Below are 13336 nucleotides of genomic sequence, written 5' to 3' on the forward strand. Positions count from 1 at the left end.
CCACAGATCAAGACATGTCGTCGACAGGTCGCGACAGTCGATCGACCGGGGGGACGCACCACATGGACGACGGGCCCGGCCCCAGCACGCCCGGAAGCGGCCCGACGCTCCAGGACATGCGCGAGGCACGGGGCATCGAGGCCCCGGCCTCCAGCCGCTACGCGATCCCCGCACCCGTCCGTGCGCCCCGCGGCCCGCTGCCGCCGTCGGTCCGCTTCAAGGCGGTCGACGGGCTGCGCGGCCTCGCGATCGCCTCCGTGCTGCTCTACCACACCGACTGGTTCCAGAACGGCCTGTTCGGCGTGGACGTCTTCTTCGTGCTCTCCGGCTTCCTGGTCAGCCTGGTGCTGATCCGCGAGCTGGACCGCACCGACGGCATCCGGCTCGGCGTCTTCTACCGCCGCCGTGCCAAGCGGCTGCTGCCCGGACTGCTCGCCACCATCATCCTGGTCGTCGGACTGTCCGCCCTGGTCAGCCCGCTCCGGGACGTCCGGGACCTGCGCCCGCAGGCGCTCGCCACGCTCGCCCAGGTCGCCAACTGGGCCCAGCTGTCCCGCGGTGACGCCTACTGGCAGCACTTCGCCTCGATCGACCCGCTGGCGGCCATGTGGTCGCTCAGCATCACCGAGCAGTTCTACGCGGTCTGGCCGCTGCTGCTGCTGATGGTCTTCGGCCTGTGCCGCCGCTCGCTGCGCGCCGCCGGCATCGTCACCGCCGTCCTGTTCGCGGCCTCCGCGCTCGTCGCCCCGCTGATGTGGAACGGCGGCAACAGCGACCGTCTCTACCTCGGCACCGAGACCCGCGCCGTCGGCTTCGCGGCCGGCGCCACCGCCGCCTTCGGGGTCCACCTGTGGCTGCGCCGCAAGGCCCGCGCCGCCGCCGACGGCCCCCGTTCGGCCCGCCGAGGCGGCGCCGCCCTGCCCACCCTGGTCGGCACGGCGGCCCTCGGCGGCCTGGTCTGGGCCAGCCTGTCCGTCGGCAGCTACCACGAACCCTGGCTCTACCAGGGCGGACTGGCGCTCGTCGCGGCGCTCGCCGCCGTACTGACCGCCTCGCTCTGCCACGACCGCGGCCCCCTGGTGCGGCTGCTGTCGCTTCCCCCGCTGCGGCTCACCGGCACCATCTCGTACAGCCTCTACCTGCTCCACCTGCCGGTGTACTGGCTGCTGCAGCACTTCGTCGACGACATCTCGCCGCAGAAGCTGCTGCTGATCGGCGGCCCGGTCTCCTGGGTGCTGGCCTGGCTGCTGCACACCGCGACCGAGAAGCTGCGGGTGCTGCGCTGGCGGGCCCTCCCGGCCGTCCCGCTGCTGGCCGTCACCGCCGCGGTGGCCACCGCCGGGGCCTGGTACCTGCCGGCCTGGGTCACCCACGACATGCGGTCCGGGCCGAGCGGCAGGCCGATGGTCCTGGTGCTCGGCGACTCCTTCGCCCAGGACCTCGCCACCGGGCTGTACCGGGACGGCGACGGCTACCGGGTGGTCGACGGCGGCATCAGCGGCTGCGGGGTGTTCGACCCGGACAAGGTGCGCACCGTCTCCGGGACGGAGTTCGAGACCAGCTCCGACTGCCGGAACCGGGCGGCCGAGTGGGACCGCCAGGTCGCCGCCACCGCGCCGGAGGCCGTGGTGATCCACCTCGGCTGGGACGCCGCCGAGCAGTACCTGGACGGCACCTGGCTCAACCCCTGCGACGACGACTACCGCAGCCGGTACCGCACCGAGCTCACCCAGGCCGTCGAGCAGGTCCACCGGCGGGCGCCCGCCGCCCGGGTGCTGCTGATGAACGAACGCGTCGAGAACGGCGCCATCGGCAAGGCCTGGGGCACCTGCTACAACCAGCAGGTCGGCGACTTCGTGAAGGCCGCCGGCGGCACCGTCCGGCTGGTCGACCTCGACACCTTCTACTGTCCGTACGACACCTGCGTGTGGAAGGACAAGGACGGCCACTGGGTCACCCCGGCCAACGACGGGGTGCACCTGACCCCGGCCGGCATGCGGTTCGTGACCCCGTGGCTGGAGAAGCAGATCGCGGACGGGCTGTCCGGGGCCCAGCCGCAGTCCCCGGCCGCGCCGGCGGCCACCCCGACGCCGACGCCGACCCCGACACCGAGCTCCACCCCGACGCCCACCCCCACGCCCACGCCGACGGCGAGCACCCGGCCGACGGGCCGTCCGACCACGGCCAAGCCCGCCCGGACGCCGACCCCCAAGGGGACCCCGGGCGCCGGCGAGCACCCCGCCGAGCCCCAGCCGTAGCGGACCCGCTACGGCTGCGGGACCTGGTAGGTCTGCGCGAAGCAGTCGCGGATCGCCTTCTCGGAGCCCGGGCGCCCGGCGTAGTCCATCCGCGGGGTGTCCGGGGTGACCGGCAGGGTCGGGTCGATGCCGAAGTACAGCGACCAGAAGTAGACCCCGCCCAGCTTGCGCTCCTGGGCGACCTGGCAGACCGCGGTGAACCAGGTGGCCTGGACGGCCTCGTTCACCTCGGTCTTCTTGTAGTACTCGCCGGGCGTCTTGTACGCGCCCTTCTGCGCCGGGATGCCCACCTCGGTGAGCTTGGTGGTCGGCTGCGGCCCCGTGCCGCGCTTGTCGAGCCAGGCGTTCCAGCTGGCCTTCAGGTCGGCGATCGGGGCGTCGTCGTCAGAGTTCTTGGCCGGCGGGTAGGCGTCCGCGCCCGTCCCGTCGACGGGTACCGCGATCGGGCCCTTGGCCCAGTTGTCGAAGTTCGCGTCGTACGCCAGCTCGCCGTGGAAGGTCTTCCTGGCCTCGTCGACCAGCCCCTGCCAGCGCGGGTCGCCCTCCAGCGAGTTGAACTCGGTGCCGAGGGTGAACTCCGCCGCGGAGTGCTCCTGGGCGGTCTTCAGGTACGGCGCCAGGAAGGCGGCGTAGCTGGCGAACCAGGCGTCCCGGTCGGTCGGCGTGATGTTGCCGCGCCACTTGAGGGTGTGGACGTAGTCGAACACGTCCTCGTCCATGATCGGACGCACGGTGGTGCGCAGACCGGCCCGGTGGGCGGCCTCCAGTAGCAGGGCGAGCCGCTCCGGGGTGGGCGAGGTCGGCCGGGCGGCGACGGCGTTCGACTTGGTACCCGTGGTGTAGTACGGGAACGTCACCGACAGGGAGTTGGCGTTCAGCCCGACCACGTACCTGACGATGCGGTCGACCTTGCCCTGGACGAAGTTGTCCGGGTCCGCCGGGTCGTCCAGCCAGTACACCTGCACGCCCCACTCGGGGCTCCCCTTGGTCCACGGGCGGGCCACCTTGGGGCCGGTGTCCTCGACCGGCGGCGCGTCCTTGCCGAAGCCCCAGACCCGGCCCTGCTCGGTGGGGGCGGCGAGGTGGACGGTGGTGGGCCGCTGGTGGTCGAACCGGATCGGGTGGTCCCCCCACACCACGGGGACGGCCACGGCGACGGCGACGACGACGGTGGGCAGGATGAAGATGGCGGGGCGCTTCAACGGTCGTGACTTCCGATCAGGCCGGTTTGGCGATGACGACGAACTTGTTCTCCTCGCGCTTGAGGAACTTGATCAGCCCCCGCAGCCCGCCCCAGCCCTCCAGGAAGGAGAACACCGGGATGCAGGCCACCACGACGATCGGCTCCCACCACTTGCGCCGGTGGTTGGCCGAGGCGACCACGTTCAGCCGCAGCCCCTCCCAGTAGGTCCAGATCACGTAGGCGAAGTTGATCGCCCACAGCAGCACCACGGACTGGGTGACCGGCGAGGTGTTCCAGGTGCCGGTGAACCAGGCGACCATCAGCACCAGGCCGACGTGCTGCAGCGGGCCGAGCACCCAGCTGACCATGCCCATCCCGATGAACAGCCGGTACCGCAGCGGGATGGTCCTGTTGAAGCAGAGCGCGACCAGGCCCCAGGCCCAGCGCTCGCGCTGCTTGAGGAAGTCCTTGACGCCGGCCGGCGAGGCGCCGTAGCAGCGCCCGTTGAACCAGTCGCTGCGGCCCGGGTAGCGCTGGCAGAAGTTCAGCGCCATCTGGGCGTCCTCGACGATGGTCTTCGGCCCGAAGTCCCAGCCGATGGTGGCCTCCACCGAGGAGCGCACGATCAGCAGCTCGCCGTGCACGCCGGCGATCGGGGTGCCGGTGCCGGTCATCGCCCGGAAGCGGGCGATGTCGTCGGCCGGGCGGATCGCGTCGGCGAGCCAGGTGAAGGTGGAGACGGCGTTCTCCCGGGGGTACGTCAGGATGCCCTGCGCCATGTGCTTGGCGTCGTCCCCGGCCCGGCGCTGCCGGTTGACGAACTGGGCGACGGCGGCGGCGGTGTCCGGCCCGACTCCGGTGTCGTCGTCCATGTGCAGCACCCAGACGTCGTCCTGCGCCTCGCCCTCCTCGATCCGCAGCTCGTGCGAGTAGTGGTTGGCGCGGGCCTTGAACTTGGTGCCGTTGGCCGTCTCGTACGCCTTCGGCACGGTCACCACCCGGATCAGCGGGTGGCGTTCGGCCAGCTCGTCGATCTTCTCGGCGGCGGCGCAGCCCTCCTCGGTGAGGATGTCCACCCTCATCCAGGGGAAGTACGACGGCAGGTGCTCGACGTACGAGAGCACCGAGCGCTCCAGCGCCGGGTAGGTGTCGTGCCGGCCGATGGTCGGCACCAGCACGATCAGGAAGTCGTCCTCGGCCGGCGCGGGCGGGGTCATTCGGTCCACCTGCCGCAGCCGTCGGCGGACCATCAGCACGCCCTGGAAGCCGATCAGCACACCGAACACCGGCATGCCCCACAGGATGGTGATCGCCCAGCCGAGCGGGGTCGGGTTGGGCACGTACGCCCAGATCGAGAAGGTGAAGATGATCGCGAAGGCGGTGTAGAACGGCAGCACCCGGGGCTTCCAGGACATCTGTCGCTCGGCGAGCCGGGCGGCCTCGCGGGACGTGGTGAGCACCGTCCGCGCAGGGGCTGTGGACGTCATGGCGGAAGTCGTTCCTCGTCTGGTGTCGGTCAGTCCGGGCGGTCGGTCAGGCCTGCGGCGGGTGCGGGGCCGGCGGCGCGTCCGCGGGCGGCGGCACGACCGGGCCGGGGGCCACCGGAGCGGCGCCCTGCGGGCCGGGCGCGGGCGGGGCGGGCACGGGCGGGGCGGGCGCGGGCGGGGCGGCGGGCCACTGCTGCTGGAGCGCGGTCGGCTGGTACGTCGGCGCCGCCTGGGGCGGCTGCTGGGCGTACGGACCCGGCACGGGCGGCACCGGCTGGGGCTGCGCAGGCGGCCAGGCGGCGGGCTGGGCCTGCGGCTGCGGCTGCTGGTACCACACCGGCTGAGCCGGCGGCTGGGCCGGCCACCCGGGCTGCGGCTGCCCCGGCTGCGGCACTCCGTACGGACCCGGCTGCGGCGCGGACGGCAGCGGCGCGGCCGGAACCGCGCCCTGCGTGAGCGGCCAGGGCGTCCCGGCCGGGGAACCCTCCGGCTGCTCCCGCCACTTGGAGCGGGCGAGCAGCACGATCAGCGTCGCGGTGACGACCACGCCGAGCGCGAAGGTGGCGAGCTTGAGTCCGCCCTCGGTCGTCCCCGTGAACCACTGCCGCTGCGGTTCGTCCAGCAGCGCGCCGGTCAGGCTGCGCACCCGGTTGTAGCCCTCGACCAGTGCCACGCCCGCCGCCACCCCGAGCGCCCAGGAGCGCCCGCGCAGCAGCAGGATGCCCGCGGCCAGGTACAGCAGGCCGTAGTTGAGGCTTCCGGTCTCGGCGTCCACCGAGGTCCCGCCGTAGTAGAAGATGCCCTTGAGGTAGGTCGCGAAGCCGACCTGCCCGAAGCAGTTGTAGGCCGCCCAGCCGAGCAGCACCACGCCCCAACCGACCGCCAGGCCACCGGCCCCGCGTATCGGACGTGCCTGTGTCATCCCCGTACCCCCGCCCCTTCGGTCCTCTCCCGACCGTTCACCGAGCCCTCGGGCTTCGCCGCCACAGGATGCCACACGGCACAACGGACCCGGAATTCCGCCCGTTCAACCGATCCGGGCCCGATCAGCGGACGTGCAGCCCGCCCCAGTCGATGCTCCCGCCGGACGGTCCGGAGCCGCCGGTGATCGCCAACGGGCTGTGGTAGGTGGCGTTGACGTCCGCTCCGGAGTTGCGCGGCTGGTCCGGGGCCAGGTTGTCGGAGGTGAGGGACTGCCCCCAGACCGTCCAGATCGTCCAGGGGGTGCGGCCGAGGGTGTCCGGCTGGCGGGAGTTGACCGGCACGGCGAAGGACTCGGCGAGCATCCTCGGCTTGTGGTAGGCCGCGAGCCCGTCGTAGTAGCGCTTGGTCCAGACCTCGCCGGTGCCGATCGGGTGCGCGGGGCTGCCGCTGTAGTCGTCCACCCCGACCACGTCGACGTACTGGGAGCCCGGGTAGTAGTCCCACGGGTCCACACCCGGGGCGCCGTCCCAGGACACCGGTGTCCAGACGAACAGCAGGTTGTGCAGGCCCCTGGTCTCCACCAGGTACTTGTAGGTGATCCGCCACAGCGCCTGGTAGTCGGCCGGCTTCTGGCCCGCCCACCAGAACCGGCTGGCGCAGTCCTGGACGTTCATCTCGTGGTAGGGGCGCAGCAGCACCGGCACGTCGTGGGCGGCCAGGTACTCCAGGTGGTCGGCCAGGTAGGACAGGTCGGTGACCAGTGCGCGGTACTCGGGGGTGTCGCCCCCGGCGTCCACGACCCGGCCGAACCAGCCCGGGTCCTTGGCCGCCGGGGAGTTCGAACAGAGCACCCGGTCGAAGGACTTGACGGCGGACCCGGGGTAGGGCTCGTGGAAGGACATGCCGACGATCCCGGCCGGGGCCCCGCCGTTGTCCGGGAGTTCGGTGGTGCTGCCGTCGCAGTTCTGCTGGACGCCGGAGCCGTCGTAGGTGCCGTCGTCGGCGCGCGGGTGGCCGGACCAGACGGCGGTCATCAGGTCGACGGCGTCGTCGGTGTACTGCCAGCCGGTGCGGCAGGTGGGCCAGCGGCCGGCCGAGTAGGAGCGCGGGTTGCCGACGCCCCAGGCGTTCTGGCCGTAGCCGGGGCCGAGGTCGGTCTCCATGAAGCCGGGCAGGCGGCCGGTGATGTCGGCGGCCTTCTTGTAGTAGTAACCGACCTGCTTGGTGCCCCGGTAGTCGCCGTACTCGGGGTTGTTGCGCTCGTTGTGCGCCTCGACGTGCTGGCCGATCACCGTGCCGCCGCTGTGCCCGGTGCGGGCCTGGGCCTCCAGGTCCGCGAGGAACTGCTGGACGGCACGGGCGTTCGGCGAGGCCTGCGGGTCCCGGGCCAGCAGGTCCCGGCCCACGTCCGGCGGCAGGGTGCGGCCGGGGGCCCCGACCGACACCGGTACCCGGACGGGCTGTCCGGGGTCGGTCCGGTCGTCGCGGTCCAGCAGCACGAGGCTGCCGGCGGCGACCACGATGCCGGCCGCGGCCAGCACAGCCGGCCTACCGCGCAGGACTCTGGGCAGGGCCACGACCGCTCCTCCGGTTTCTCGCCGGCGCCGACCCCCGCGGACGCAACCGGAACACGCGTACGAATGACTCCGACGAGAGCCTGCCACACTCCCCCGGTCCCGGCGAACGGGTCCGCCGGGACCGGGGTGTCACCGCGGGTCAGCCGGTCGCGGCGGCCGCCGGAGTGCCCTGCGAACCCGCCGTGGCCGAGCCCGCCGCCTTGGCCCGCTGGAGCAGCTGGCCCTTCACGTGCTCGGCGAACCCGGCGGACGCCGCGGTCGCGGCGGCGTCAGGGGCGTTGCCGCCCTTCGCCGAGCCCTCGACGGTGAAGTAGGCGTACCGGCCCAGGCTGCTGTGCGTGCCGGTGCAGCCGGGGTTGGCGCAGAACGCCGGGCCGCCCGGCGCGGGCAGGCCCTTGAGCTGCCCGGCGTAGTTCTTCATCGCCGTCTCGGCCTGGATCTTGTGGTCGAAGACCGCGACACCGACGGTCACCGCGCTGTCGCCGGAGACGTACGTCGCCCGGAGCACCTTCTGGCAGCCCTGGTCGCCGAGGACCTTGCCGAGCCCGCCGGTGGTGGAGTTGCCGTCCCAGCAGGGCTGGTCCAGCGCGACCACGGTCCGGTTCCAGGACACGCCGTTGACCGTCACCTGCAGCGCGGAGAACAGCGCCCCCGCGTCCTGCGGCGCCGGGTCGGTGGCGACCTCCCAGATCGGCTTCGACGGGTCGTCCGGCTGCCCTCCCGCGGCCGCACCGCCGTTCGACGGGCCTGGGGTCGACGGGCCGCCGTTCGACGGGCCGGGGGTCGGCTTGCCCGAGACGGACGCGGACGCGACCGCACCGCCACCGGGCTTGGCCGGGTCGTCCTTCTTGCCGAACAGCAGCACTCCGCCCGCGGCCAGACCACCCACCAGGACGACGGCCACCGCGCCGCCGATGATCCTCACCCGGCGCTTGCGCCTGCCGTCGGCCTCGTTGCGGTCCGCCAGCGCCGCCCAGTCCGGCTCGACGCGCTGCGGCGGGACCGGCTGCTGCGGCGCGGCCGGCTGCTGCGGGGGACCCGACTGCTGCACGGGAACCGCCTGCTGCGGGGCCTGCTGCCACTGCGGCTGCGGAGCCGGCGGCTGAACCGGCTGGGGCGCCGGCTGGGGCACCGGCGGGACGGGCTGGGAGAACGGCTGCGCCGCCGGCGCCACCGGTCCGTACGAGGCCGGCGGCGGGCCGAAACCACCGCCCGGCGGCGGCACCGGACCCGGCCCCACCGGCTGCTGATTCTGTGCGCCCCCCGGCCCGGCGGGAGGCGTCCCCTGCGGCCCGTGCCCAGGTACACCAGTTCCGTCGCTCATGCGCCCAGATCGTAGGGCATCACCCGCACCGCCCCTCGGCCCGGTGACCGTTCCGTATCGAAACCAGGACGCCCGGCGCGCCGGGCCCGGGTGTCCGGCACCCGGATCCGGGGTGTCCGGCGGGCGGCCGCGACACGTCCGGAGCGTGGTTCCGGGCCTCGGACGTCCACGAACCGCCACCGGCCCGGGCACAACCCGTCATCGCGACAACACACCACGCCGTACTACATGTGGTGTCGCATCGAGGAGACACCACTACATGTATGCTCGCTTCTGCTGTCGATGCAGGGGAACCCGGTGGGAATCCGGGACTGCCCCGCAGCGGTGTGCGGGCGGCTCCAGCAGCCGTACCGCGAGTCCGAGTACCTGCCGAACAGCGTGCGCCACGGCCCTCCCGCAGAGGCCGCGCCAAGCACCAGCACCACCCCTCCGGGCCTCGCGGGCGGGCCGGGGAGACACCTCGCGCGACGCTTTTTTGCGTTCGCGCCGTGCTCCCCTGCCCAGATCGGCCCGGGTGACCCCGATCACCGCCGCACGATCGCCGCCAGGAGAGAGCGCCTTGACCACCGCTGCCTCAGTCACCCTGCCCGCCCAGGGCTCCGGTACCGCCTTCACCGACCCGACGGTCTCCGACCCCGGCGGTGCTCTCCTGCGGCTGCTCACCGACCGCAGCGCCGACCTCACCGAGGTCGACCCCGGCCATGTCGCCGCCGCCGCGCTGCGCGGCCGCCACGCCGGCTCGGACTTCGCCGAGCTGCGCGGCCTGGCCGTGGACGCCGCCGCGTCGATGATCGCCGAGGACCCCCAGTACTCGAAGCTGGCCGCCCGCCTGCTCGCCCTGGAGATCGTCGACGAGGCGAACAGCCAGGGCTCGACCTCCTTCTCCGCCTCGATCGCCGTCGGCCACGCCGAGGGCCTGATCGGCGACACCACCGCGGCCTTCGTCGCCAAGCACGCCGACGCCCTGAACGCGCTCGTCGACACCAAGGGCGACGACCGCTTCGAGTACTTCGGCCTGCGCACCGTCCAGTCCCGCTACCTGCTGCGCCACCCGATCACCCGCAAGGTGATCGAGACCCCGCAGCACTTCCTGCTCCGCGTCGCCTGCGGCCTGGCGGTCGGCGACTCCGAGCAGTCGGTGCGCGAGGTGTCCGAGCTGTACGGCCTGATGAGCCGCCTGGAGTACCTGACCTCCTCGCCGACGCTCTTCAACTCCGGCACCCGGCACCCGCAGATGTCCAGCTGCTACCTGCTGGACTCGCCGCTGGACAACCTGGACTCGATCTACAACCGCTACGCGCAGATCGCCCGCCTCTCCAAGCACGCCGGCGGCATCGGCCTGTCCTACTCGCGCATCCGCTCGCGCGGCAGCCTGATCCGCGGCACCAACGGCAAGTCCAACGGCATCGTCCCGTTCCTGCGCACCCTCGACTCCTCGGTCGCCGCCGTCAACCAGGGCGGCCGCCGCAAGGGCGCGGCCTGCGTCTACCTGGAGACCTGGCACGCCGACATCGAGGAGTTCCTGGAGCTCCGCGACAACACCGGTGAGGAGGCGCGCCGCACGCACAACCTCAACCTGGCCCACTGGATCCCGGACGAGTTCATGCGCCGCGTGAACGCCAACGCCGACTGGTCGCTGTTCTCCCCCGCCGACGTCCCCGAGCTGGTCGACCTGTGGGGCGCCGACTTCGACGAGGCCTACCTCAAGGCCGAGCTGGCCGGCAAGGCCGTCCGCACCATCCCGGCGCAGACCCTCTACGCCCGCATGATGCGCACCCTCGCGCAGACCGGCAACGGCTGGATGACCTTCAAGGACGCCTCCAACCGCGCCGCCAACCAGACCGCGCTGCCCGGCCGCACGGTGCACTCCTCCAACCTGTGCACCGAGATCCTGGAGGTCACGGACGACTCCGAGACCGCCGTCTGCAACCTGGGCTCGGTCAACCTCGGCGCGCACGTGGCCGAGGGCGCGTCCGTCGAGGACCTGCTCGGCGCCATGGACTGGGAGCGCCTCGACGCCACCGTCCGCACCGCCGTGACCTTCCTCGACCGCGTGGTGGACATCAACTTCTACCCGACCACCGAGGCCGGCACCTCCAACTCCCGCTGGCGGCCGGTCGGCCTCGGCGTGATGGGCCTCCAGGACGTCTTCTTCAAGCTGCGGATCGACTTCGACTCCGCCGAGGCCGCCCGGCTGTCCACGCTGATCGCCGAGCGCATCATGCTCACCGCCTACGAGCGCTCCGCCGACCTGGCCGAGCAGCTCGGCCGCCACGAGGCCTACGGCGAGACCCGCGCCGCCCGCGGCGAGCTGCACATCGACCACTTCCCGAGCGCCGCCCCGGAGTGGACCGACCGCTGGACCGCGCTGCGCGCCCGCATCGCCGAGACCGGCCTGCGCAACTCGCTGCTGCTCGCGATCGCCCCGACCGCGACCATCGCCTCCATCGCCGGCGTCTACGAGTGCATCGAGCCGCAGGTGTCCAACCTGTTCAAGCGCGAGACCCTCTCGGGCGAGTTCCTCCAGGTCAACCCGTACCTGGTGCGCGAGCTCAAGGAGCTCGGCGTCTGGGACCAGCAGACCCGCGACGCCCTGCGCGACGCCAACGGCTCCGTCCAGGAGCTCGGTTGGCTGCCGGAGCAGGTCCGGTCGCTGTACCGCACCGCGTGGGAGCTGCCGCAGCGCGCCCTGATCGACCTGGCCGCGGCCCGCATGCCGTACCTGGACCAGAGCCAGTCGCTGAACCTGTTCATGGCGGCGCCGACCATCGGCAAGCTCAGCTCGATGTACGCCTACGCGTGGAAGGTCGGTCTCAAGACCACCTACTACCTGCGCTCGCGCCCCGCGACCCGGATCGCCCAGGCCGCCTCGGGTGCCGCCCGCACCGCCGCTGGTACGCCGGTGCCGGTGAACACCCCGACCCTCACCCCCGAGGAAGAGGCCGCACTGGCCTGCTCCCTGGAGAACCCCGAGTCCTGCGAGGCCTGCCAGTAATGTCCGACGATCGCCAGAAGATGCTGCTCGACCCCGGCTTCGAGCTGACCCTGCGCCCGATGCGCTACCCGTCGTTCTACGACCGGTACCGCGACGCGATCAAGAACACCTGGACCGTCGAGGAGGTGGACCTGCACTCGGACGTCGCCGACCTGGCGAAGCTGAGCGAGGGCGAGCGCCACATGATCGGCCGCCTGGTGGCGTTCTTCGCGACCGGTGACTCGATCGTCGCGAACAACGTGGTGCTGAGCCTCTACAAGCACATCAACTCCCCGGAGGCGCGGCTGTACCTGTCGCGCCAGCTGTTCGAGGAGGCCGTGCACGTCCAGTTCTACCTGACGCTGCTGGACACCTACCTTCCGGACCCGGAGGACCGCAACGCGGCCTTCGCCGCGGTGGAGAACATCCCCTCCATCCACCAGAAGGCCCAGTTCTGCTTCAAGTACATGAACGCGGTCGACCACATCGACTCGCTGCAGACCAAGGAAGACCGGCGGGCCTTCCTGCTCAACCTGATCTGCTTCGCGGCCTGCGTCGAGGGCCTGTTCTTCTACGGCGCCTTCGCGTACGTGTACTGGTTCCGGTCGCGCGGTCTGCTGCACGGCCTGGCCACCGGCACCAACTGGGTGTTCCGCGACGAGTCCATGCACATGGACTTCGCGTTCTCCGTGGTCGACACCGTCCGCGAGGAGGAGCCCGACCTCTTCGACGACGAGATGGCCAAGCAGGTCACCGAGATGCTGGAGGAGGCCGTCGAGGCCGAGCTCCAGTTCGCCCAGGACCTGTGCGGCGACGGCCTGCCCGGCATGAACACCGCCTCGATGCGCGAGTACCTCCAGGCCGTCGCGGACCAGCGCCTCGCGCGGCTCGGGATGCCGATCCGCTACGGGTCGACCAACCCGTTCGGCTTCATGGAGCTCCAGAACGTCCAGGAGCTGACCAACTTCTTCGAGCGCCGCGTGTCGGCGTACCAGGTCGCGGTCGAGGGCTCGGTCTCCTTCGACGACGACTTCTAGGTCGAATATCGTTCGGCTTCAACAGCGGGACACAGCGGGGCTGCCGTCACGGCAGCCCCGCTGTTCTCGGTTCCAGGCGTACGGGGGTAGCCCAGGCATGTCCAAGCTCCAACAACGTCTGATCGACGGCCCGTTCGGGCCGATACAGATCAGTCATGACCGCTGGCCGACCGTCGTGGCCCGGGTGCAGGGGGCGGGGATGCCCACCGTCACGGTCGTGCCCGACCGCGACCACGGCGCGATGAACGTCAACGGCCGGAGCGTCCCGACCACCCGGAAGTCCCGCACCCGCACGGCCGTCCTGGGCGACCGCACCTACGAGCTGAGATCGACCGGCCTCCGCCACGCAGAGCTGCGCCGCAACGGCACCCTCATCGCCCACGCCCGCGGCAGCTTCCGGTCGTACGCCCCGGGAAGATCCATCCCCGGCCTCGACGCCAAGGTCACCTGGTCCCAGGGCATCGACCCGACGGATGTCGCGGTCGGCCAGTCCATGGTCCTCGCCTTCGGCGCCGGCGCCCCGGGCATCGTCCTGCGGACAGTGTTCTTCTGGACCGACAACCTCACGTGAG

The 13336-nt window shown here is 72.0% G+C and carries 9 protein-coding genes and 1 riboswitch; of the genes, 4 read left to right on the forward strand and 5 right to left on the reverse strand.

The features are described 5' to 3' along the window. Positions 1-116: 116 nt before the first annotated feature. Entirely contained in the window at positions 117-2258 is a 2142-nt protein-coding gene (locus ACFC1T_RS31360; protein ID WP_375894065.1) for an acyltransferase family protein, read from the forward strand. Positions 2259-2266: 8 nt separating this feature from the next. Here ACFC1T_RS31360 and ACFC1T_RS31365 read toward each other — a convergent pair whose 3' ends face one another. The 5 genes from ACFC1T_RS31365 to ACFC1T_RS31385 form a co-directional block, all read right to left on the reverse strand. Continuing rightward, a complete protein-coding gene (locus tag ACFC1T_RS31365; protein ID WP_375894067.1) occupies positions 2267-3460 on the reverse strand; it encodes a hypothetical protein in 1194 nt (397 codons plus the stop codon). Between the two features lie 16 nt (positions 3461-3476). Continuing rightward, entirely contained in the window at positions 3477-4928 is a 1452-nt protein-coding gene (locus ACFC1T_RS31370; protein WP_375894069.1) for a glycosyltransferase family 2 protein, read from the reverse strand. A 46-nt stretch (positions 4929-4974) separates the two neighbouring features. Beyond that, entirely contained in the window at positions 4975-5850 is an 876-nt protein-coding gene (locus tag ACFC1T_RS31375) for a hypothetical protein (protein ID WP_375894072.1), read from the reverse strand. A 124-nt stretch (positions 5851-5974) separates the two neighbouring features. Next, a complete protein-coding gene (locus ACFC1T_RS31380) occupies positions 5975-7429 on the reverse strand; it encodes a glycoside hydrolase family 26 protein (protein WP_375894075.1) in 1455 nt (484 codons plus the stop codon). Positions 7430-7568: 139 nt separating this feature from the next. Then, positions 7569-8480 (reverse strand): hypothetical protein, encoded by a 912-nt coding sequence (locus tag ACFC1T_RS31385; protein WP_375894078.1) that lies wholly within the window; start codon positions 8478-8480, stop codon positions 7569-7571. Between the two features lie 529 nt (positions 8481-9009). Beyond that, positions 9010-9142: riboswitch (cobalamin riboswitch) on the forward strand. 194 nt (positions 9143-9336) lie between these two features. Here ACFC1T_RS31385 and ACFC1T_RS31390 point away from each other — a divergent pair. The 3 genes from ACFC1T_RS31390 (at position 9337) to ACFC1T_RS31400 (ending at position 13335) form a co-directional block, all read left to right on the forward strand. After that, the gene (locus ACFC1T_RS31390) at positions 9337-11748 is read left to right on the forward strand and encodes a ribonucleoside-diphosphate reductase subunit alpha (RefSeq protein WP_375894183.1); all 2412 of its coding nucleotides are present in this window, start codon (positions 9337-9339) and stop codon (positions 11746-11748) included. Beyond that, entirely contained in the window at positions 11748-12764 is a 1017-nt protein-coding gene (locus tag ACFC1T_RS31395) for a ribonucleotide-diphosphate reductase subunit beta (RefSeq protein WP_375894081.1), read from the forward strand. Before ACFC1T_RS31390 ends, ACFC1T_RS31395 begins: the two co-directional genes overlap by 1 nt. A 97-nt stretch (positions 12765-12861) precedes the next feature. Beyond that, positions 12862-13335 carry a hypothetical protein gene (locus ACFC1T_RS31400; RefSeq protein WP_375894084.1) on the forward strand — a complete coding sequence of 158 codons (474 nt, stop codon included), beginning with the start codon at positions 12862-12864 and terminating at the stop codon, positions 13333-13335. Position 13336 lies beyond the last annotated feature (1 nt).

It is taken from the genome of Kitasatospora sp. NPDC056076 (genome assembly GCF_042266305.1).
In the GTDB taxonomy this organism is placed as follows: Bacteria; Actinomycetota; Actinomycetes; order Streptomycetales; family Streptomycetaceae; genus Kitasatospora.

Excerpts from the sequence above, each read along its gene's own strand:
- ACFC1T_RS31400 (WP_375894084.1), top strand. The coding sequence starts at position 12,862 with ATGTCCAAGCTCCAACAACGTCTGATCGACGGCCCGTTCGGGCCGATA.
- ACFC1T_RS31370 (WP_375894069.1), bottom strand. The coding sequence starts at position 4,928 with ATGACGTCCACAGCCCCTGCGCGGACGGTGCTCACCACGTCCCGCGAG.
- ACFC1T_RS31375 (WP_375894072.1), bottom strand. The coding sequence starts at position 5,850 with ATGACACAGGCACGTCCGATACGCGGGGCCGGTGGCCTGGCGGTCGGT.
- ACFC1T_RS31395 (WP_375894081.1), top strand. The coding sequence starts at position 11,748 with ATGTCCGACGATCGCCAGAAGATGCTGCTCGACCCCGGCTTCGAGCTG.
- ACFC1T_RS31360 (WP_375894065.1), top strand. The coding sequence starts at position 117 with ATGCGCGAGGCACGGGGCATCGAGGCCCCGGCCTCCAGCCGCTACGCG.